14 protein-coding genes and 1 pseudogene are annotated in these 23,952 nt (G+C 38.3%); 12 read left to right on the top strand and 3 right to left on the bottom strand.

What is annotated here, in order from left to right:
• The first annotated feature begins 24 nt into the window (after nucleotides 1-24).
• Nucleotides 25-1,503 carry a cysteine--tRNA ligase gene (locus tag GX311_02835; GenBank protein NLK15310.1) on the top strand — a complete coding sequence of 493 codons (1,479 nt, stop codon included), beginning with the start codon at nucleotides 25-27 and terminating at the stop codon, nucleotides 1,501-1,503.
• Nucleotides 1,504-1,596: 93 nt separating this feature from the next.
• A complete protein-coding gene (gene asnS, locus GX311_02830) occupies nucleotides 1,597-3,039 on the top strand; it encodes an asparagine--tRNA ligase (GenBank protein ID NLK15309.1) in 1,443 nt (480 codons plus the stop codon).
• Nucleotides 3,040-3,368: 329 nt separating this feature from the next.
• On the opposite strand, the gene GX311_02825 is transcribed toward asnS, so the two are convergent.
• Nucleotides 3,369-4,517, bottom strand: a complete 1,149-nt coding sequence (locus GX311_02825) for an MFS transporter (protein NLK15308.1) — start codon at nucleotides 4,515-4,517, stop codon at nucleotides 3,369-3,371.
• A 138-nt stretch (nucleotides 4,518-4,655) separates the two neighbouring features.
• On the opposite strand from GX311_02825, the gene GX311_02820 reads away from it, so the two are divergent.
• Together GX311_02820 and GX311_02815 are read left to right on the top strand one after the other, a co-directional pair.
• Nucleotides 4,656-6,701: a Zn-dependent oligopeptidase gene (locus tag GX311_02820; protein ID NLK15307.1), complete on the top strand. Its 2,046-nt coding sequence runs from the start codon at nucleotides 4,656-4,658 to the stop codon at nucleotides 6,699-6,701.
• Between the two features lie 309 nt (nucleotides 6,702-7,010).
• Complete coding sequence (locus GX311_02815) at nucleotides 7,011-8,543, top strand: GNAT family N-acetyltransferase (protein NLK15306.1); 1,533 nt, start codon at nucleotides 7,011-7,013, stop codon at nucleotides 8,541-8,543.
• 285 nt (nucleotides 8,544-8,828) lie between these two features.
• Here the strand turns inward: GX311_02815 and GX311_02810 are convergent, their stop codons facing one another.
• The gene (locus GX311_02810) at nucleotides 8,829-9,455 is read right to left on the bottom strand and encodes an inorganic pyrophosphatase (GenBank protein NLK15305.1); all 627 of its coding nucleotides are present in this window, start codon (nucleotides 9,453-9,455) and stop codon (nucleotides 8,829-8,831) included.
• 864 nt (nucleotides 9,456-10,319) lie between these two features.
• On the opposite strand from GX311_02810, the gene GX311_02805 reads away from it, so the two are divergent.
• The 5 genes from GX311_02805 to lipB all read left to right on the top strand — a co-directional run bounded on the left by GX311_02805 (nucleotide 10,320) and on the right by lipB (nucleotide 17,843).
• Nucleotides 10,320-12,047, top strand: a complete 1,728-nt coding sequence (locus tag GX311_02805; protein ID NLK15304.1) for a hypothetical protein — start codon at nucleotides 10,320-10,322, stop codon at nucleotides 12,045-12,047.
• 155 nt (nucleotides 12,048-12,202) lie between these two features.
• Entirely contained in the window at nucleotides 12,203-14,419 is a 2,217-nt protein-coding gene (locus GX311_02800) for a T9SS type A sorting domain-containing protein (protein ID NLK15303.1), read from the top strand.
• Between the two features lie 553 nt (nucleotides 14,420-14,972).
• Nucleotides 14,973-16,109 carry an ATP-binding protein gene (locus tag GX311_02795; GenBank protein NLK15302.1) on the top strand — a complete coding sequence of 379 codons (1,137 nt, stop codon included), beginning with the start codon at nucleotides 14,973-14,975 and terminating at the stop codon, nucleotides 16,107-16,109.
• Nucleotides 16,110-16,286: 177 nt separating this feature from the next.
• Entirely contained in the window at nucleotides 16,287-17,129 is an 843-nt protein-coding gene (gene lipA / locus GX311_02790) for a lipoyl synthase (GenBank protein NLK15301.1), read from the top strand.
• A gap of 30 nt (nucleotides 17,130-17,159) precedes the next feature.
• Entirely contained in the window at nucleotides 17,160-17,843 is a 684-nt protein-coding gene (gene lipB / locus GX311_02785) for a lipoyl(octanoyl) transferase LipB (GenBank protein ID NLK15300.1), read from the top strand.
• On the opposite strand, the gene GX311_02780 is transcribed toward lipB, so the two are convergent.
• A complete protein-coding gene (locus tag GX311_02780) occupies nucleotides 17,840-19,195 on the bottom strand; it encodes a peptidoglycan synthetase (GenBank protein ID NLK15299.1) in 1,356 nt (451 codons plus the stop codon). The genes lipB and GX311_02780 overlap by 4 nt on opposite strands.
• Before the next feature lie 133 nt (nucleotides 19,196-19,328).
• Here GX311_02780 and GX311_02775 point away from each other — a divergent pair, with 133 nt between their 5' ends.
• From GX311_02775 to GX311_02765, 3 genes and pseudogenes are all read left to right on the top strand, one after another.
• A complete protein-coding gene (locus tag GX311_02775; GenBank protein ID NLK15298.1) occupies nucleotides 19,329-20,417 on the top strand; it encodes a DUF262 domain-containing protein in 1,089 nt (362 codons plus the stop codon).
• 51 nt (nucleotides 20,418-20,468) lie between these two features.
• Nucleotides 20,469-23,150: a hypothetical protein gene (locus tag GX311_02770; GenBank protein NLK15297.1), complete on the top strand. Its 2,682-nt coding sequence runs from the start codon at nucleotides 20,469-20,471 to the stop codon at nucleotides 23,148-23,150.
• Between the two features lie 708 nt (nucleotides 23,151-23,858).
• A pseudogene (locus GX311_02765) lies at nucleotides 23,859-23,952 on the top strand (bclB domain-containing protein).

Genomic DNA, 23,952 nt, shown 5'->3' with positions numbered 1-23,952 from the left:
ATTTTAAACAGAGGAATTTTTACTATGGATTTGGTTTTATACAACACGCTAAGTCGCAAAAAAGAGAAGTTTGAGTCGATAACCAAAGGTCACGTTGGAATGTACGTCTGCGGACCTACGGTTAGCGGGGAAAGCCATTTGGGACATGCTCGCCCTTATATCACATTCGATTTGCTTTACAGATTGTTAACGCACATGGGAAACAAAGTTCGATATGTGAGAAACATAACTGATGCAGGGCATTTCGAGGAAGAGGGACGCGAGGGGGAAGATAAAATTAGTAGTAAAGCCATACTCGAAAAGCTTGAGCCAATGGAGTTGGTTACAAAATATACCAATCTGTTTCATTGGGCAATGCGACAGTTTAACAATATCGACCCAACGATCGAACCAACAGCTACAGGGCATATTATCGAACAAATCGAGATGATTAAAAAAATTCTGGCGGAAGGGTACGCCTACGAAATCAATGGAAACGTTTATTTCGATCTGAAAAAATATGTTGCCGAATATAAGTCCGAAGTACCTTATGGCAAGTTAAGTGGCAGAGTTTTGGAAGATATGTTAGAGACAACGCGCGAACTCGACGGACAAGACGAAAAACGCAATAAAGCTGATTTTGCACTATGGAAAAAAGCACCCGCCGAACATATTATGCGTTGGCAAAGTCCTTGGGGCGAAGGGTTCCCCGGATGGCATATTGAGTGCTCGGCAATGAGCCATAAATATTTGGGAGATCAGTTCGATATTCACGGCGGAGGAATGGATTTGCAGTTTCCACACCACGAGAGCGAGATTGCACAAAGCAGTGTCTGCCACAGCGGAAAGGTTATGGCAAGATATTGGGTTCATAACAACATGATTACCATTAACGGCAAAAAAATGGGTAAAAGCTATAACAACGTTATAAAACTTACAGAGCTTTTCAGCGGCGAACACACTCTGTTAGAAAAGGCTTACGACCCAATGACCATTCGATTTTTCGTCTTGCAAAGCCACTATCGCAACACTCTCGATTTTAGCAACGAGGGATTACAGGCAGCCGAAAAGGGTCTTGAACGCTTAATGCGTGCAGTAAACAGAATAAACAATTTACCTGAGTCAACTTCTTCAACTTACGAAGTTCAAAAGCTCCGTGATGAGTGCTGGGAAGCGATTCTTGACGATCTTAATTCTCCAATTTTAATATCGCACCTTTTCAACGCAGCCAAAGCAATTAACAGTATAGCAGACGGTACATTAAAAATTACCAAAGGAGATAAAGAGATTTTAAAGAAAACAATTAACACCTTTGTTTACGATATTTTAGGATTAAAAGCCTCTGATGAAAACAGCAACGATCGTGAACGAATTAATCAATTGGTTTCAATGATGATTCAACTGCGAAGTGAGGCAAAAGCAAGAAAAGATTATGCCACTTCTGACAAAATTAGAGACCAAATGCTCAATATTGGAATAACATTAAAAGATACAAAAGATGGTTGTGAATGGGAATTATCATAACAAGATAAACCCCTATAAATAAAACACACTAAGTAGAGACGGAGCATGCTCCGTCTCTACATTACAACCTTTTAACGAAAAAAGAATAAAAATATGAAAAGAATAAAAGTTTCAGAACTAACAAACTCCGAAGATTTTGGAAGTGAAGTTGTTGTAATGGGATGGGTTAGAACTGTCCGCGTAAGCAAAAACGTAGCCTTTATCGCTCTTAACGATGGTTCGTGTTTACGTAATGCACAAATTGTTGCCGATTTTTCTACAATTAATGAAGATATATTTAGCCGTATCCACACAGGCACATCTATTTCTGTTGTGGGCAAGTTAGTGGAGTCAATGGGGAAAGGTCAAAAAAATGAGGTACAAGCCATAAAAATCGAAGTTTTGGGCGACTCTGACCCCGACTTATACCCTATGCAGGCAAAACGCCACTCTTTAGAGTTTTTAAGAGAGAACGCTCATCTGCGATTCCGAACCAATCTGTTTGGCGCAATTAGCAGAGTTCGACACCACATGATATTTGCAATACACAAGTTTTTCAATGACCGTGGTTTTTACAACGTTCATACGCCAATAATTACAGCCAGTGACTGCGAAGGGGCAGGAGAAATGTTCCAAGTGACCACATTCGACATAAATAATCCACCTCGCACACCTCAAAAAGAGATAGATTGGAGTGAAGATTTCTTTGGTCGCGAAACATACCTCACAGTTAGCGGACAATTAGAGGGTGAACTTGCTGCTTTAGCTCTATCGCAAATTTATACCTTCGGACCAACGTTTAGAGCTGAAAACTCAAACACAAGCCGCCACTTAGCCGAATTCTGGATGATTGAACCAGAAGTAGCTTTCGCCGATATCCACGACAATATGGATTTAGCCGAAGATATGCTTAAATACTTGGTACAGTATGCTTTAGACAATTGCGCAGAAGATTTGGAATTTCTTGAACAACGTTTAATCAACGAAGAGAAAGAGAAGCCCCAAAACGAACGCTCTGCAATGACTTTAAGGGAAAAATTAAGGTTTGTTTTAGACAATAAGTTCGAGAGAATTACCTACACCGAGGCTATCGATATTTTAAAAAACAGCCCCGACCAAAAGAAAAACCGTTTCGCCTACCCAATCAAAGAGTGGGGAGCCGACCTACAATCCGAACATGAGAGATATTTAGTAGAAAAGCATTTCAAAAAACCTGTTATTCTTACCGATTATCCGAAAGAGATAAAAGCATTTTACATGAAGCAAAACCCTGATGGCAAAACAGTTGCCGCTATGGACGTTCTGTTTCCACAAATCGGCGAAATTATCGGAGGCTCACAACGTGAAGAGGATTTAGACAAACTAACCACACGAATGAAAGAGATGAACATTCCAATTGAGTCAATGTGGTGGTACTTAGATACACGCAGATTTGGCACTGTTGTTCACTCGGGCTATGGTTTGGGCTTCGAACGGCTAATGCTATTTGTAACAGGAATGGGCAATATCCGTGACGTGATTCCATTTCCAAGAACACCAAAAAACGCTGAGTTTTAAGCAGTTAAACCCACAAACCGCATTTCAATATCCGTGCCTTTTAGGGCAAGGAGATTCAATACTGTAGATTGTACATTGTTCGCGTAGGCAATGTTTTCAACGTAGAGACGGAGCATGCTCCGTCTCTACATCCAAAACACTCGCACTAACATCAAATCCATATCACCCACGTTCAACTGTTCATTGCACACTTCGGCATCGTTCAGTGCAAGCATTACTAATTGCTAATTGATTAAGGGCTTAAGCCCAAAAAATATTTGTGTCAACCTTATCAACGACTTAAAAATCGTGGCAATTGATTGATACTCTGTGTACTAATTGTTAATTGTTCATTGCACATTGCTAATTGCTTTTACCTTTATTTTCCGTATAAACATAAACGAAACCACAGTCAGCCCCGCCCCAATCAAAAAGGGCAGTTTTCTGTCTATAAGCCATAGCGCGCCTCCAAAAAGGGGGATGATAACTGCTGATATGTGGTTTATAGTAAATCCAACAGCTGTCAAGGAACCTAAATCCTTTTTATCAGCAGTTTTCTGCAAATATGTATTAATACCAATACTGAAATTCATAAAAACACTGTCAAGCATAAACAAACCAACAACCACATAAACATTTGGAATAAAAGCATAGCCCAAAAACACAACTATAAGGCTAATGCTTTCTAACGATAGCACAACACGCTCGCCGTATTTATCAATCGCTTTCGATATTTGCGGATTTAACAAAAATGTTAGAGCATAGTTTACGACATATATCCCTGCAACTGTAGAAACACCAAGCTCAAAACGCTCTACCAACAGAAATATGGCAAAAACCGTAAACACTTGTCTCCTTGCTCCCGTCATAAAATTTAAAACATAATAAAGCCAATATTTCTTCTTAATTACCAACTTTTTCACCTGATACTCTTTCGTTATTTTCAATGGATCTTTAATAAGCATATAAAGTCCTGAAGCAAAAACGAAAATTCCCAACAGAAGAAAGATTGTTTTGTATGGTAAAACAACTGTCAAAACCCAAACAAATGCTCCAACAGCTATGTTTGCTAATGCTCCGTAACCCCGTAATCGTGCAAAAACAGTTGCAGTGTCGGATTGATTAAAGTGCTGGACTGTAAGCGACTTGTTAGTTGTTTCAAAAAAATGAAAACCTATTGACATTACAAGAGTTGCAAAAATAATTCCGCCAAAAGACGTAAAAAAACCTGTTATAGCAATACCAAATCCCATTAACATAACTGACCATGCCGAAAGACGATGCTCCCTAACAACGAGCATAACATAAATAGCCAAGAAAGTAAGAAACCCGGGAAGCTCCCTAACCGACTGTAAAACACCCATTTGAAACCCATTAACACCTGCCACTTCTTTGGCAAAATTTGTGTAAAGAACTGTCCAACCCTGTAATCCTGCACTTGCCGTAATAACAAGCATCATAAGATACTTGTACATAGGGTTTTGTCTTAAATGTCCCATTGATTATAGTTTATAAACGGCAAAGTTAACAAAATCAGGGCCACTTTATTTTCGATTTTGTGTCGGTGTTATGATATTTAACGTAAAAAATGGGTAAATTTGAGCTTTGTTTTAATAAAATCAATAAATAAGCAACCTATGAAATTTATTAACTATCTACTTATGTTCTCTATTTTGGTGGCTTGTTCGCCTCAAGACCAAAGTTCCAAAAACCCCTTCTTTGTCAAGGATAATCAACCTATCGACTATGCAAAAATCACAGCCCAGGACATTGAAGATTATGCAAATCACACGCTTAAAACTATGAGCGAAGCAATTGAACAGTTGAAGAATTGCAATGAAATTACTTTTGACAACATTTTTGTTGCTTTAGATGACATTTACAGCACAATTTACACCGCAGACAACAACTGTTTTATGCTCTACTGGACATCTCCCGATTCACTATCGCGAGAAGTTGGTTTGAAAGGGCATTTAGCTCTCGATTCTCTATCGACAACACTCTATTCAAACAAACAGATTTTCAACAAAATGCAAGCTTTCCTGTCAACAGATGAGTACAAAAGCTTGCAAGGACACAGAAAAATATTCGTTGACGATTTGATTCTGCATTTTACCCAATCTGGTGTAAACTTAGACGGAGAGAAACTTGCTGAATATGAAAAGTTAACAAAAGAGATTGGTCTTTTAACATCAGAATATTCCAACAACATGAACTCGGCAAGCGAAACAGTTGTTGTTGATGAAAAAGGAGCCGAAGGTCTTCCCGAAAATTTCAAAAACACATACAAAAAGACGGACAACAGCTACGAAATACCTGTTATCAACGCCACTCGCGACCCGATTTTGAAAAACGCAGCATGTGAGAATACTCGCAAAGAGTTTTTCGTAAAATACAACACACGTGCAGCCGACAAAAACTTGGATATACTAAACAACTTGGTTCAAAAGCGTTACCAACTTGCACAAGTAATGGGATATGAAACCTACGCAGATTACAATTTAGTCCCCAAAATGGCAAAAGATCCTGAAACGGTATGGAGCTTTATTAACGATTTGGTTGAAAGAGCCAAACCAAAAGCCAAAGCAGACATTGAAGAACTAAGGCAAGTAAAAGCTGCCGAAACTGGTAACAAAAACTGTAAACTCGAACCGTGGGATATAGCCTACTACAACAATCAGATTCTAAAAACAAAGTTTGATGTCGATTACGAAAAGGTAAGAGAATATTTGCCAATGGATCAGTGTTTACAGGGGATACTTGATATTTTCAACGAACTGTTAGGACTTGAGTTCCGCAAAATCGAAAACGCTTCGGTTTGGCACCCCGATGTTTTGATGTACGACGTATATGACAACAACACATTAAAAGGTCGCGTTTACTTGGATCTGTTCCCTCGTCCAAATAAAGAGTCGTGGTTTTATGGTGTACGTCTAACAGCTGGCAAAAAAACAGAAGGGGAATATGAAATACCCATTTCAATGCTGTTAGGAAATTTCACTCCTGCAACAGACGAATTGCCATCGCTTATAAGCTTCAAAGAGCTTAATACACTGTTTCACGAGTTTGGGCACATTGTTGATGGAATGTCATACGACGGCGAATTTGCACTACAAGCCAGAGCAAAAACCGATTTTGTAGAATCGATGTCACAAATATTCGAAAACTGGACTTGGGATTACGACATTCTGAAACGTTTTGCAAAACACTATAAAACCAACGAAGTGTTGCCTAAAGAGTTGTTTGACAATATGGTATCTGCGAAAAATGTATCATCGGGCTATTTTGCACTAAACTCATTAAGGAACTGCATTTACGATATGAACCTATACAACTTATACAATCCTGAAAAACCGTTAGACACCGATGAGTTATGGCGTAAAATTGACGAAGAGCTCGGTATTATGAATTTCTACGTCGAGGGAACACACCCACAAGCAAGCTGGATACATATAAACACGCACCCAGTTTACTACTACGGGTACTTATGGGCAGAGGTTTACGCACAAGATATGTTCACCGAGTTCGAGAAAAACGGCTTACTCGATTTAAACACAGGTTTACGCTTCCGCAAACTTATTTTATCAAACGGCAAACAACGTGACGCTGTAAAAGCTGTTGAAGAGTTTTTAGGACGACCCTCGAACAACGAAGCTTATATTAAAAGCTTAGGATTAAATTAATGGTAAAGTTATAAGATGCAAGGTGTTTATGCTTTAAGTAATTGAAACATAAACACCTTTTTTGATAAATCAAAAAACCTTGTGTTTTCAGAACTTTTATCGTATCTTTGAGCTATTCCAAGTTGCTATAACTGTCAATCCCGAAGGGATGACAAGATTATAGATACAGAAAAAAGGAAATGATTAACCCCGAAGGGGGTGATATATAATCCCTTCAAACAGCAAACCAAACCAACCTAATGTGCGAAAACACACCCTATCACTCGCAGAGTGGTAAATTGCACATTGCTAATTGTTAATTGATTAAATATGGATTTAAGTAATATCGAAAACATCGAATTAAGCTACCTAAGCATTGACGACTACGACGAGTTAAAACAGATAATGATTGATATCTACTCAGACGGACCAGATGGATATTGGAGAAAAGAGCAGATTCAAAAGCTAATAAATATTTTCCCCGAAGGGCAAATAGTCATAAAAGTAAACGGAAAGCTAGCGGGATGCGCACTCTCCATTATCGTAGATTATAAAAAATATGGAGATAACCACACATACAAACAAATCATAGGCGACAACTTCAGCACACACACTCCAAATGGCGATGTGCTATACGGTATCGAAGTTTTAGTAAGCGAAAAGTACAGAGGTCTTCGATTAGGCAGACGTATGTACGACTACCGCAAAGACCTTTGCGAGCGGCTAAACTTGAAATCTATCATCTTCGGTGGAAGAATGCCCAATTATCATCTCTACGCCGACAAGCTTTCGCCACGTGAATATATCAGGCGAGTGCGCCTGAAAGAGATGGACGATCCCGTTCTAAATTTCCAAATATCGAACAACTTTCAAGCCGTTCGGATACTTCGCGGATATTTGCGAGGAGACGAAGAGAGTAACGAATATGCCGTGCTAATGCGTTGGAACAACATCTATTACGAAGAACCAAGCGACGAAGCCTCCATCGCAAAAAAGATTGTCCGTCTGGGGCTTATTCAGTGGCAAATGCGACCGTACAAAGATTTGGACGACATGATGCAGCAAGCCGAGTTTTTTATTGATGCCGTTTCTGGGTATCATTGCGATTTTGCACTATTCCCTGAATTTTTCAACGCTCCATTGATGGCAAAATACAACCACCTTTCCGAACCAAACGCCATTCGCGAACTTGCAAAATACACAGACGATATAGTAAACCACATGTCCGAGTTAGCTATCTCGTACAATATCAACATTATAACAGGAAGTATGCCTAAATTGCGCAACAATCATCTTTACAATGTTGGGTATCTCTGCCATCGAGACGGCTCGCGTGATAAATACGAAAAAATCCACGTTACTCCCGACGAAGCCCGCGTATGGGGAATGTTAGGTGGCGATATAGTAAAAACTTTTGACACCGACTGTGGAAAAATCGGCATACTGATATGCTACGATGTTGAGTTCCCCGAACTTCCGCGTCTGCTTGCCGATGAGGGTATGCAAATTCTTTTCGTCCCATTCCTAACTGACACACAGAACGGCTATTCACGTGTAAGACACTGTGCTCAGGCACGTGCCATTGAAAATGAGTGCTTTGTTGCAATTGCGGGATGTGTGGGCAATCTGCCGAAAGTTCACAATATGGATATACAATATGGTCAGGCTATGGTTTTCACGCCTTGCGATTTCGCATTTCCAACCAACGGCGTCAAAGCCGAAGCCACACCCAACACAGAAATGATACTTATTGCCGATGTGGATTTAGATTTGCTAAACGAGCTAAACCAATTCGGAAGCGTAAGAAACCTAAGAGACAGAAGGACAGACATTTACAACTTGTCAAGGCGACAAAAAAAATAATGTAGCGGTGCACTGGAGCACGGTCACTAAGCCTGTATTTCGACAAACTCAACAACCATCGAAGCGGTGCACTGAGCTTGCCGAAGTGTGACTGTCATAGGCTCCTTTGTGGTGGCCTCGACAAGCTCAGCCACCGGTAACGGTGACTGTGCGAAGTATTTCGAATGTCTATTTACCTAAAAATTCAGGGTTTGAGATTAACCCATTCCAAGACTTAAAAAAACATGGCTACTAGTTGAAAATCAGTCACTTAATTGTTAATTGCTAATTGCTAATTGCACATTGCTATAGCATTAATCCGATGTTATCGAACTTTTCGTTGTAATCCTCAACAGCAAGACGAATTACATGTAATGCCTCGTCACGTTTATATATATGTGTAATTTCTGTATTTCTGTCTTCATTCGGCATATCCTTGTAGGTTAGGAAATAGTGTTCCAATCTTTTAATTGCAATTTCAGGAAGGTCGTCTATACAATCGAAATGTCCATATATTGCATCATTTTTTAGAACAGCAATTATTTTATCATCGGCCTGACTACCGTCAATCATTCTGAATCCGCCGATAGGAATTGCATTTACCAATAAATCGCCGTGTGAAAGGTCTTTTTCGGTTAACACACAAATATCCATTGGGTCGCCGTCACCAACGATTCCTGTTCTTTCTGCCTTTTGACCACAATATTCACCAACCCTTTTCCCACAAAAGGTTTGGGGGATAAATCCGTATAGTGCCGGAACAACGTTCGAGAATTTTTGAGGACGGTCAACGCGCAAATAACCGCTTATTTTATCAATCTCATATTTTACAGTATCGGTAGGCACAACTTCGATAAAAGCTGTAACTTCTTCGGGTGCGTCTTCACCGATAGCGATTCCGTGCCAGGGGTGAGATTTATATCGCAATCCCATTAATCTTCCAATTGGGTCTGAAAATTTGTCCATTTTATCTTGATTTTTTTACAAAAGTACAAAACTATTTTTGAAACTAAATAATATTGTTGTAATGGTCGTTCGGAAGCCCGTTGAATAACAAATATTTACCAAAATCCGAAGGGGTAGCATAATTAATCCGTACAACGGAAAACATTGATTATCAAAACATTATTTCACATCTTCGGGGTTAATTAGGGTCTACTGAAAAAGTCTTATTCTTTTGATTTTAAGTAAGATATATGCGTTTTTCCTTATTTAAGTGCAAGGTTTTACTAATATTTGTCGAAAAATCCGTGCACTAATATTTAAACTTAAATTTAATTAGAAGTCGGAATTGTCCGTAGGACAACATGTGATTAACCGTAAGATTTATCTTACGGAAACGACACCCCCCCGACTTTCGCCCGTAGGGCGACACTTATGCGTTAAAGTAATGTGCCACCCTAACGGGTGGGATTGTGTGCTGTTGCACACCCATAGGCTTGCGCCTATGGTTAATCATATGTTGTCCTACGGACAAAAAACAAACACTAATCCGAAAATATGAATCTTCAAAAATCAACCATATCATAAAGACACAATCTTTCCTAAATGTTCCTTAACTCCTTAATGGTTATTTAGTTAACGTCACCAATCACTAACCACCAATCACAAAACCTACACCCTAAAACAGCATAGACTTTTTCAGTGAACCCTAATTAACTGTTTCTATTTTTTTACATTTATTATCATGTCAACCTTTCAGAATTGATTATATGTATTTGTACAATCGATATTCTAAACTATTTATATTATTTTTGTTGTACGATTGGTATGATACTCCAACCTGTAAAAAGCGAAATGAAACACTCCATCATTATATTGCTGATTAGTCTCTTTCTCTCATTTGTAGCCGTAGCACAGGAAGAGTACAGCACTCCACAGCTCCCCGACTCGTTAGTTGAGAGGCTGAAGGAAAACCGTGGCACTGACCTTAACCGCGCCATGGCTTTAGATGATGTTATTATGTTTTATTTTGACGACCACAGAATTGTTGATGCCACAAGCTTTATCAATGAATTGGGAGATGTTGCCAACAGCATACACGACAATTATTGGATAGCAAAAAGCCACTATTACAAAGCGCTTTGTGTTTACTATACTTACAATGCAGAGTTCTTAGCCCATGCTAACAAGGCACTCCGTATAGCAGAAACCCTTCGAAAAAACGAGGCTTCGCAACTGCTTCTGGCAAGAATTTATTTGGCAAGAAGTGCCTACTTCTTCGACAACAACCTCTTCCCAGAATGCCAGGAAAGTATTAACAATGGCTTAAAAATCGCTGAAAAGAATGGGTTTCATAGTTTGAAACACCTCTTTTTAGGTAATTTGGGAGCTATGCTTGAGCATTTGGAAAAATATGAAGATGCCATTGATATTTTCAAAGAAAATCTAAAAAATAAATTTAATTTAAGTGCTTTGCCAAATATAGCGGCTTCATACAGAGAACTCCATCAATACGATTCTGCCGTTTTTTATGTAGATTCCGTCATTAGCTATGTAACAAAGATGGAAAAAATGAACGGTAATGATGGATATCAGCTAATAAGAGCTTATCAGATAAAAGCTCTTGTTTTTATAGATCTTAATCTTTGGGATCAGGCTATTAAAAGTTTAGATGCATCTAAATATTATACGGCTCAGTACGGTGACAAATCATTATTTTCAAGAGAATTACTGCTTCGTGCAGATGCATTGAATGGCTTGGGGAAATATGAGCAGGCTCTCAAAACCATTGACAATGCCATTGATATAGCGAACACCTCTAATTTAATTAATATTGAATGGATGGCAGTGAAATTAAAGTCAGATATTCTGGATAATATGAAGGCATACAAGCGAGAAGTGGAAACCTTGCGTTATTTTATTACCCTAACAGATACCCTTAATAATAGGGAGAATGTCGAGAAGGTACAAATTCAAAAATTCCAACAAGAGACCATGGCTATGGAACAGCAGTACGAACTCCAGCAGGCTGCTATGCGGCAAAGGCATCGTCTTATATGGCTTTCATTTGCATTCTTGTTTGTAGTGGGTGCCTTATTAACTGTTATCTTTATGCTTAACCGAAAGCGTAAATTAGAAACTATAGCTGCAGTTCTTGATACACGCAATCGCGAAGTAACTTCTAAAACTTTAGAGCAAATGCATCTCAACCAGGTACTGCAAGAAGTGGTAACTAAACTCACTTATTTTGCCAACAATCCAAAAGGCAATAACAACGCTGTAGATATTACAATTCGCGACCTAAAAGGCTTAATTGACAACGGCTCAGCAAAAGATTTCGACTATTTTTTTACCCAGGTTCACCCCGATTTCTACAAAAAATTGCAAGCCGATTTCCCCGATTTGACACCTAATGACTTACGATTATGCGCCTATATTAAAAGCAACCTGAATGTAAAAGAGGTGGCTGAATTAACAGGCGTCAGTGCTGATAGCGTAAAAACAGCACGCAGTAGATTGCGTAAAAAATTATGTATTACAGACCCCTATGCCTCTCTTTCCAAATTTTTAGGAAAGTATTGATTTTTTGTAAATTAAATATGAGTGTCACCTAATATACACCTGCTTTTTTTGCGTTTACACCTCAAGTAAACCGTGAATTTCTTGACACTAACCCAAAGCGATTTATTTTTGCTATAAGAAAATCAATCACAAAGTTCAAACTAAATTTTAGCAAAATGAAAATGAAAAAATTCTACCAATTGCTTCTTATGGCAACCTTAATGCTGGGTGCCACAGGTCTTAAAGCCCAAAATCGTTGCCAAATTGGCGATGGCAAAACATTTTTGAGCACAATTCAAACATCTGACGACCAAATAGTGAAAAAGTTAAGCGACAATATCGTCACTGTCACTTCAAAAGTAAAAAATAGCTCTGTCATGAGTGAAGGCAAAGCAACTTACACATTAACAATCGCACCTGAAGGAGATTGGAGACAAATTATTGTCAATAATGACGAAGGATATGAATTCTATCAACGCAGACAGGATGGTCCTTTCGAACAGGAAGTCTCAGAAGGCAACTATGATATTGTTGTAAGGGGTCGTGCAGAAGATTTTGCACCTATACCCATAATACTCGTATATGACCAGTTTGAGGTTGCAAGAGATACCATATTCAATCCTTCAATGAGTGAAGCTACTAATTATATCCACTTAGACGGCTACGATGAAAATGAAACCGCTTTTGCGGAATTGCCCATCGACTCAGCGTCAATCTTAGTTCATACTTATTTTGTAATGAGTCACGGCTCATGGAACTTTCATATTATTAAAGGCCTTTTTATTGCAGAAGATTTCAACGAATCCAATAATACAGGTCTGTTATTCAATGATTTCGGCAATCGCAGCGCCATATATAACACAGTGTCGTTTTCTGTTGAAAACCAAAAAGCTTACGACATTCTATTTCCTACCATAACCGAGGGTATAAATGGAATCTATACTTTAGCCAACAATCCACAAGATTTATTTTCACATAAAGAGTACTACAATATCAACAATCCTGACAGTGCCTATTTTTCATTGATTAGCTATAAATTTGGTCCTAGACCAGAATCTTATTATTTTATTAGTAGCTGGAACAGTTGGCAAACATTTGATCCTTTCCAACCATTAACAGTTGTTACCAATGTAAAAGTTAGTGATGAGCCTTTGACGGCTGATGGTACTTTGATGAAATTCATGGCTGCTCCAATAATCTATGAAAGTTTTGATCCCTTTAATCTATTTTTTAGTATTAATGAAGATTTTGTTGATGCTATGACTCTATTCCCTTACGCCTTAAATGATGATGGAGAGATGATACGAGAACCTTATGGCTTATTTTTGAAAACGGGATTTGGAGAAGCAAGTTATCCGGAACACATTCCTTATACACCGGCAATGTACACCTACAATCCTGAGAAGACTATGACTTTTGGCTACAGAACCCCCATGTTATATCAGCATGCTGTTTCGTCTAACGCCGACAACAGCCCAGACGAAGAGTCTTTCTTTGGGGGTAAAATCGGTTTTTTAGGAGATGGCGGTTTACAAAGAATGAAAGACGAAGAGCGCACTTTGAGAATCACACACAACGGCGTAGAATTTTTCAACGACAGTCTCTATTTGGCAAACAAAATCATGATGAATTTTGCTGATGCAGCCGAAGTTGAATATGATATTGTAAACGATAATCTTGTAGTTGATGGCATTGCAAAGACTAACACAGCGCATATCTCATACGACATGAACAAGGCGGATGGTGTACCACCAACACTTACAATTTTACAAATTGTAAATAGCGAAAATGAGGAGTCGATTGTTGTTGATTATAATGGCAAGATAAATTTTGCCGCTGGCGATTTCCATGTTGACCTTGAAATGTATGGGAACATGGTTTATGAAGAGGCAGCCAATATTGAGCTTTATTATAAGACTGCCGACAGCGATTATCAGCCATTTGAATTTACTGAAAACACAGCTATGTTTCATATCAACTACGGTAACTTCTATGAAGCACCCATGTCACAACTTATTGGGAAAGTCAACAAACAGTGGGTCACCGTTAAGTTTGTCATTACCGACGAGGAGGGCAACCTTCAAGAGCAAGAACTTCAGAACTTATTCTACGTTGATGACTACAATTCCATCTCTGAAATCTCAGGCCTCAGCCATAGTGTCTATCCTAACCCATTTAGCGGCATGGTTCGCATCAATTCAAGCGAAACCGTCAACGGTGTGGCTCAGGTAAGTGTATATAATATCCTCGGCATACAGGTCTATACTGAAAGCATAAGATGCATCGAAACCACCGAATTTGTAATCGACGGCAGCGCACTGAATAGTGGTATCTACTTCTACAACATCGCCACCAAAAACGGCAATATGCAAGGAAAAATCGTAAAAGAGTAATATTTTTTCATAAGAATTCAAGGAAGGCGACTCGCAAGAGTCGCTTTTCTTTTGCGTGAAATCCGAGAAGCTGTCTAAAATCATTCTGCGTAAATCCGTCTAATCTGTGTGTTCTGCGTTCTATTTTCTTTCGACACTTAGATGGTTATTGAGCCTGCCGAAATACTACACTTAGTGCACCGCTTTTAACTTTAATCGCCAATCCCGAAGGGATGGAATTATTATAGCCCATTGAATATTAAGGATTTATAAAACCCCGAAGGGGTGGCATAATTAATCTGCTAAACCCGTGTCAACCATGTTTCAGTTTTGTAAATCTAAAGTCCAACTTTAGAAATACATGTAAAAATAAAGTTATCGAATGGTGATTTCTTTGATAACTAGCCACTTAAGTGTTAATTGTTCACTTCGGCTTAGCTCAGTACATCGCATTGCACACTACAACTACGCTCACTGCACTGCATTACTAATTGCTGATAAATTCAAGGAATATAATCCGCAAATTTCATCAAATTCACGGATTATTTATTTATCTTCGTAAAAAATTAGAAATATGATTACTCGAATTTTAAGCAAAGAGATAGATAAACGCTTGTTTGACGGAAAAGCGATTATTATTCAGGGAGCAAGACAGGTTGGAAAAACATCATTGCTTTATAGTAAATTTGATGGAAATCCTGACGTGCTTTGGTTAGAAGGTGATAACTTGGAAACACAGCTCTTATTTGAGAATTTTAGCCTTCCATTTGCTAAAACACTAATTGGCAATAAGAAAATTTTGATTATTGATGAAGCACAAAATATTCTGAATATCGGCATTAAGTTGAAAATCATTATAGATCAAATGAAAGATATTCAGGTAATTGCAACAGGAAGCTCATCTTTTGACTTAGCTAATAAAATCAATGAACCGCTGACAGGAAGAAAATGGGAATACAAATTGTATCCCATATCTTTTGCTGAAATGGTAGCATATCACGGTGTCTTTCAGGAATATAGCATGTTGGAACAACGCCTTGTTTACGGTTACTATCCCGAAGTGGTAATGCAAAAGGCTGAAAATATGGTAGAAGTTTTGCAGGGACTTGCCACAAGTTATTTGTACAAAGATGTGCTAAAATGGGAGAATATCCAAAAAAGCGACCGAATGGTAAAACTTCTGCAAGCGTTGGCTTTTCAAGTAGGATCGCAGGTTTCATATACCGAATTGGGTAGAATATGCGGATTGGATGCCAAAACCATTGAGAAATATATTTTACTATTGGAGCAGGCTTATATTATTTTTCGATTAAATTCTTTCAGTCGCAATCAACGAAATGAGTTGAAATTCAGTAAAAAAATCTATTTCTACGACAATGGAATTCGTAATGCATTGATAGCAAATTTTAATCCCGTCAACTTGCGAAACGATGTCGGCGCACTGTGGGAGAATTTTCTGATTTCTGAAAGGCAGAAAAAGAATCATTACTCTCGCTCGTATGCCAATTCGTGGTTTTGGAGAACACAAACGCAAAAAGAGATTGATTATTTAGAAGAAAAAGATGGTGTAATCTATGCTTTTGAAATCAAATGGAGTAAAAATAAAAAAACGAGTGTTCCCTCCGACTTTATAAAATCATACCCAAATGCCATTTACACCACTATCACTCCTGAAAATTTTTATGAATTTATCGGTATGGAACAACTATAATTTCCGCAAATTTAATCAAATTCAAGGAATATAATCCGCAAATTCAATCAAATTAACGGATTGTTGTGCCAAAATCTAATGCGTTTAACTAAAAAACTGTGTTAATCCGTTAAATCCGCATCTTCAGTGTTCCAATTAAAAATTTGATTACTTTTGCTACTCACAAATCTAAAACACATGAAAATATCCAGAAAGCCCGAATGGCTTAAAATACAGCTTCCCAAAACCAACGAATACAAAGCCTTAAACGATTTAATCGTAAAAAATAATCTTCACACTATATGCACAAGTGGCAAATGCCCTAATATGGGCGAATGCTGGGCAGCAGGAACAGCTACTTTTATGATTCTCGGCGATATATGCACACGAGGCTGCAAGTTTTGCAACGTTACCACAGGCAAACCGTTAGCTCCCGATGCCGACGAACCCCAAAAATTAGCAGAAGCCATACGTTTTCTAAAGCTCAAACATGCAGTTATCACGTCAGTCGATCGCGATGACTTGGGAGATGGCGGAGCCAACCATTGGGCAAAAACAATTACAAAAGTCAGAGAGGTAAACCCCAATATAACAATAGAAACCCTTATTCCCGATTTCGATGGCAAACACCATCTGCTTGATATTGTGGCTAAAAGCAAACCCGATATCATATCACACAACTTAGAAACCGTTGAACGTCTGACCAATCAAGTACGCACAAAAGCACAATACAGAACATCGTTAGAAACTTTGCGTTACTTAGATTCTATAGGCGTTACCACCAAAAGCGGTATTATGCTCGGACTTGGCGAGACGAAAGAGGAGATTTTGCAAACAATGGACAACCTTTTAAGCGTCAATTGCCATATTATGACCATCGGGCAGTACCTACAGCCTTCGCCCAAAAATTTACCCGTAGAACGTTACGTAACGCCCAAAGAGTTTGACGAACTAAAACAAATAGGCTTACGAAAGGGCTTCCGATTTGTTGAAAGCGGTCCCTTAGTACGTTCGTCATATCACGCCGAAAAACATTTATAGGAGAAACAAGACTTAACAAAATCACAAAACATGCCTAAATCCACAATAAAATATCTTGATTACGGACTAACCGACTACGGTAAAGCATGGGAAATGCAGCAAGAAATCTTCAACCGTCAAGTAAAGCTAAAGACAGAGAAACAACCTACCGAAAACCATCTGATTTTTGTTGAGCATCCACATGTTTACACTTTAGGCAAAAGTGGCAACAGTCAAAACATGCTTATTAGCGACGAGATGTTAAAAGCTATTAACGCAACCTACTACAAAGTTGACCGTGGTGGCGATATTACCTATCATGGACAGGGACAAATTGTAGGATATCCCATTTTCGATCTCGAAGCTATGGGATTAACCTACAAAGGATATATCAACAAGTTGGAAGAATCTATTATCCAATATTTGAAAAAGGAGCACAATATTATTGCCTATCAATTAGATGATGCTACAGGAGTATGGGTTAGTGCCGACAGAGGTCCTGAAAAAATATGTGCAATAGGCACAAAAGCAAGTCATTACATTACCATGCACGGATTTGCATTAAACATAAACACCGATTTAAGATATTTTGGATATATCAACCCATGTGGATTTACCAACAGGGGAGTAACAAGCTTGGAAAAAATCAAGGGTAAAAAGTTTGATTACGAAAATGAGAAAATCCTGCTACGAAAGCATATTGCCCAAGTCTTTAACGCTGAATTAGTGATTTAAACCAGTAATTCCGACCACTTAACAGGATCTAAGCCCCCAAAATTACCAGACGACATCAAAAGTATAACCGCACCCTTTTGCCACTCACGCGCAATTTGCTCAAACATTAAACTGTTTTCAGTATAAACCTCAAGGTTCCAGTGTTTAAAACTTTCTGCCACAAAAGTAGGCTCTATTTCAGGCATATTTTTATGTTTCAAAACATCGCTGTTGTAGTAAACAAAAGCTTTATCAGCTTTATCTAAAGTGTTGCTATAATGAGGTATAAACTTTCGGTTTAGCGAACTAAATGTATGCAGCTCATAACAAGCAACTACCTTTTTGTCAGGGAACATTTGGCGCACAGCCATAACAGTTGCTCGCACTTTTGATGGAGCATGTGCAAAGTCGAAAAATACGGGATTTTCCGCGTCTTTAATTTTTTGTAGCCTTCGGCTTGCACCCTTAAAATCCCCCATAGCTTTTAAAAAGCTGTCGCTATCTATGCCCAACTCGTTGCAAACGAGCATTGCAGCATTCATATTCTGAAAATTGTGATTTCCAAACAGATGCGACTTATACTCCTTGCGATTAAATTTTATAACTGTATAGTCATTGCGTTTTTCCCAGTCCAATCTCTCATATGGTTTCAAATCTGCTTTTATGCCAGCTGATTTGGCAATACGTTGTAATTCAATATCTTCTTTATACCAAAACAGTTTGCCGGTCTCTGGAATTGCATCCGCAAAGCTTCTAAAAGTAGCCACATACTCCTCAAAAGTTGGAAAAACATTAACATGATCCCATTCAATACCTGTTATAATAGCTATATCGGGCTTATACCAATGAAACTTACTTCGCAAATCAATTGGCGAGGACAAATATTCATCTCCCTCAAAGACAGCTATTTCTGCGTCGTCTGATAAACCTACCATAAGCTCAAAACCCTCTATTTGTGAACCGACCATATAGTCAAACTTACGGTTAAGCGTTTTCAGAACGTGCAGTATCATGGCAGTTGTAGTAGTCTTGCCATGACTTCCGGCAACAACTACCCTAAGTTTATCTTTTGTCTGATTATATAAAAACTCGGGGTAAGAGACAACAGAAACACCTAACTCCTTGGCTCTTAAAAGCTCAGGATTATCGGCTTTTGCATGCATCCCTAAAATAACGGTATCTATAGAACGCGTGATTTTTTCGGGGAACCAACCAAACTTCTCCGGCAACAAACCATGTGCTTCTAATCGTGAACGTGAAGGCTCAAATATTTCATCATCTGAACCGGTAACATTAAATCCCTTGTTTTTTAAATCAATAGCCAAATTGTGCATGGCTGCACCACCAATGGCTATAAAATGGATATTTCGCATAACAGTTTTTTTCAATCGAAACAAAAGTAACGTTTTTTAAATTGCTATTTAAGAAATAACCTTTAACTTTAATCACTAAATTACAAAATTGGTATTTGTTAATTGCTTTCGAGCTACTTAAACATAATAACCCATGAATACAAAAATTGAAATTGTTGCCGGTTGGACACTTCCAAAACTTATTGACGAGTTGGAAAAAGGAAATATCAAAATCCCCATGTTTCAACGTGATTACGTATGGGAAAGACCAAAAATTGTTCTGTTGCTTAATAGTCTCTATTTGCAATATCCCATAGGAACATTTTTTATGTGGATTGCACCTCAGGAGTACAACCGTTTTGTGAGAACAGTTGACGATTTGCCAAATCATAATACTGAAAACCAACAGTTTCAATTTATTCTAGACGGACAGCAAAGGCTTTTATCTCTTTACAGGACATTCCGTGGTTTGGAAGCCGAAGGAATTGATTATAAGCAAATATGCTTTAATCCTGCCAGAAAGAAATTTAAGGTGCCTCGTCGCAAAAGCGAAAAATATAATATACCCGCATATAAACTGTTTGACAAAAAAGAGTTTGAAGAGACTCTAAATGCCCTTACCGCAGATTCACCAAGATTTGCCGAAAACTGGAAAAATGCTCGAAAACTTCTGCTTGAATACCCTGTCAGCATAGTTAAAACCCTGAATTATGAAATTGATGATGTAGTTGAGATATTCGAACGTATTAACCAGGGTGGCAAGCGATTAACATCGTTCGATCTTGTTCATGCAACTACGTGGAGCACTGAGTTTGATTTGAAAGAGAAGATGAAAGAGTTTAATTCAATGCAGAAAGTCGCTAAGCTTGGGGCACTTAACGACCGTGTTTTCACCTTTTCTCTCGCAATGAATGCTTTTGACGATTGCCGTTCAAGCTCGCAACTTAAACTAAATCCGGAGATTGCAAAAAACATCTGGACTAAAACTCGAAATGCACTTAGCAAAGCAATTGATTTCCTGATTGATATGTCAATAAAAACCGATATTTCAACCTATCAAACCCACTTGATTGTTTTACAATACTACTTTTTTAAAACCAACAGCACAGAGATACCCGAGGAACACAGAAAAACGGTAGAAAAATGGTTTTGGGACTCCCGATTTGCCAAACGATACAGCACATTAGCCTACAAAAAAATTAAAGATGATGCTATTTGGATGGTTGAACTACTAAGCGAATAATACCATAAACCAAAAAAGTGACATTACGCAATTAATTAAAAATAAGCCACTATGAGAAAATTTTTACTATCATTTCCATTGTGCATAACTATATTAGCAGTAGCTATTACAGCTTATAGTTTTGAAAACACTACCGATAATGTTACTGCAGATATTAAAGGCAACTACCCTACTTTATTTGCTGAATTTTCTACAAAGGGAGATATTAACATAACGGGCTCAATCGTATTTCAGGATAATAACTTTTCCGGCATAGGAAATGACAATGAAGAGATTTTGAGAATACAACTAACAACTACAGGAAATAACCCCTCTTCATTTGAGAACTTAGTAATGAATCTGAATGGCACTACTGATATAAATGATATTGAAGAGATCAAAATTTACACAACAGGAACCTCCACTCTGTTTGACCCACGTAACCCGATTAATGAGTTTACACAACTTCTCGCTACTGCGAATCCCGAAGAAAATGAAATAGTTATTCCTTTAAATGGAGATATTACACCCGGAAACAATAATATTTGGGTAACTTTCAAAGTGAAAGAGACAGCCAAAGAGGGAAACAGACTTGATGCTGAGGCAATTTCTATTTCCACGGCAACTGAAACTCACACATTTGATAAAGGTAATCCTATTGGAAGTCGTGAAATTATGCTTGGTAGAAAACTGATTTACGCTCCCGGAGATTACGGTTCAACAAACTATCGTATTCCAGCTATCACGACTGCTTCAGACGGTTCGTTGGTGATATTGACAGATAAGAGAAAAAACAACGCCAATGACCTCCCTGCTGATATTGATATCGTTGCTAACAGAAGTACCGATGGTGGAAAAACCTGGTCAGAGCCTATTTTGGTGGCTCAAGGAAGTCCAAGCGGGGGATTTGGTGACGCCGCAATTATTAAATCAAATAGCGGAAAACTTGTTGCGCTTTTTGTAGGAGGAAACGGATTATGGGACTCTAACCCTAATAATCTGATTCGCACCTATATGTCAACAAGCGATGATAACGGATTAACATGGACTTCCCCAACAGATATTACACCGCAAATTTACGGTCCTGAATGTGATGATCCTGTTCGTCAGCTGTGGCTTGGTCTCTTCTTTGGCTCGGGTCACGCTTTATGTACCGAAGAAGGCAGATTAATGGCTGTAGTAGCTGTACGTGAACCGGGAATATCCGGATTGCATAACTATGCAGTTTACTCAGACGATGATGGAGAAACATGGCAGGTCTCACAAAGAGCAATTATTAGCGGCGACGAAGCCAAGGTCGTAGAATTAAACAGTGGCGATATCCTAATGAGTAGCCGTACAACAGGAAACAGACTTTGGGCAAAATCTTCTGACGGCGGTGTAACTTGGGGACCAAAAAACAGTTGGTCGGAAATTTGGGGCAATGCCTGTGACGCAGATATTGTCCGCTACACATCTACCCAAGATGGTTACGACAAAGATAGAATTTTACACACTTTGCCAAATAACAACAATCGAAGAAACGTAACCATGTGGATAAGCTACGATGAAGGAACAACTTGGCCTATAAAGAGGACTATTGCGCCTAATCAATCAGCTTATTCATCAATTACTATTCTTCCTGATGGAACAATAGGTGTTTACTTGGAAGAAGATGAGACCGTACCATACAAAATGTACTTCTTGAACTTCTCATTAAACTGGCTAACGAATGGTGCTGATAGCCTTACAGAAGTAGGAACAGAAATCGTGGCACAACCCGAATTTTCATTGGAATCAGGAAGCTATGATCCACCTCAAACAATCACTTTGTCATCTGCTACAGAAGGAGCATCTATTTATTACACGCTTGATGGTTCAGTCCCAAATAAAAACTCTCTGTTATATACAGAACCAATTGTTTTAGAAAACTCTGCAACCATAAAAGCATTTGCTGTAAAAGAGGGAATGGCTAATAGTCTAATGTCATCAGCAAGCTACACGATAGGTTATTCTATACCGGTAGAATACAGACCAGTTGGACCTGATAGATATGTAACAAAAATAACTACTGAAGAAGGGCAAACAAATATTGATTATACAAGTTTAACTCCACCTCCTTCTCACTATATTTATCACAACTCAACAGTAGTGACAGTTAAGCGTGGCAATTCTTTTGATTTGAATCTAACCGCACTTCCCGATCAATCTGATGGATTACAATGGTGTCAAGCAATTATTTTAGTTGACTGGAATCAGGATTATGATTTTGCAGATGAAGGAGAACGAATTGCCATTATTGGGAAAAGAAAAGCAAATAATAGTGCTACTGTATTAAATATTTCACAAAATATAACTGTTCCGGCTACAGCAGAGTTAGGTAAAACCAGAATAAGAGTGGTATATACCGATGCATGGCGCCCAACTCATTACGCTGACTTGGGAGCAGATCCTGTGGATAAAGGGCGTATATACGATTTGGATCTAATAGTAGAAAGCGGAACATCTGTAAATGAAGTTTCAATTTCTCAGCTACGCGTGTTCCCAAATCCTGCTAAAGATTATGTAAATATATACTTCCCCAGAAGTGGCAAATACACTATTTCTCTGAACACTTTGGAAGGTAAAACCATAGACATAAGAAACATTCGTATGGAACAAGAAGGAGATTATAGGCTCAATTTAGACTCTCTCTCAACTTCTACTATGATACTGAATATAAAACACGAAAGTGGTCTGGAAAAATCATTAAAATTAATAAGGGAGACAAAGTAAAAGATTGTTTATATATCTGAAATAAAATCGCCTCTATTTTGTTACAGCCTCATTTTTTTATTTACATACCCTTTGGTTTCAATTTTTGATTGCCTTTATTTCAAGCTTCTGCTTTTTAATTTCTTGTTTTATTAACAAATCATTAACATTTTTGTTGTCAAAACACACCTGGTTCATGTCGCTGACAATCACCTTGTTATGGTGGTGGTGGAAATAATTTCGTCCATTTATTAAAAACACCTATTGCATTTTTAATTTATTTTGTTTTAATTTACATTGCGAGAAACATGAAAACATATAATTAACTAAAAGTCAGGTGTTATGAAACGATATTTATTCTCTATCTTATTGTGCATAACGGTATTTGCAACAGCAACAGCACAACAACAAGGATTTAACTACCAGGCAGCCATACAAAAACAAGATGGCACTACGCTTCAAAACCAAGATGTACATTTACGGATTAGTCTGATTAACCAAAGTAACAGTTCCGTTTATTACTCTGAGTTACACAACAGTACAACTAACAATCTCGGTATTGTTAACTTAACAATAGGGCAAGGCCAAATACTATCTGGCAATTTCGCCGATGTTCCCTGGAGCAGTGAAATAGTACTGATAAAAATTGAATTAAAAGCCGATAACAACGATTACGTTCATATGGGGACATCTCCGGTTATGTCTGTACCATACGCCATGTACGCAGCAACAGGTAATCAAGGACCAGAAGGACCTATTGGACCAACTGGACCACAAGGCGAACAAGGACCTCAGGGACCTACTGGACCTGCTGGGCAACAAG

It is taken from the genome of Bacteroidales bacterium (assembly GCA_012519055.1).
Lineage (GTDB): Bacteria > Bacteroidota > Bacteroidia > Bacteroidales > Salinivirgaceae > JAAYQU01.
This window is presented reverse-complemented; position numbering and strand designations above follow the sequence as displayed.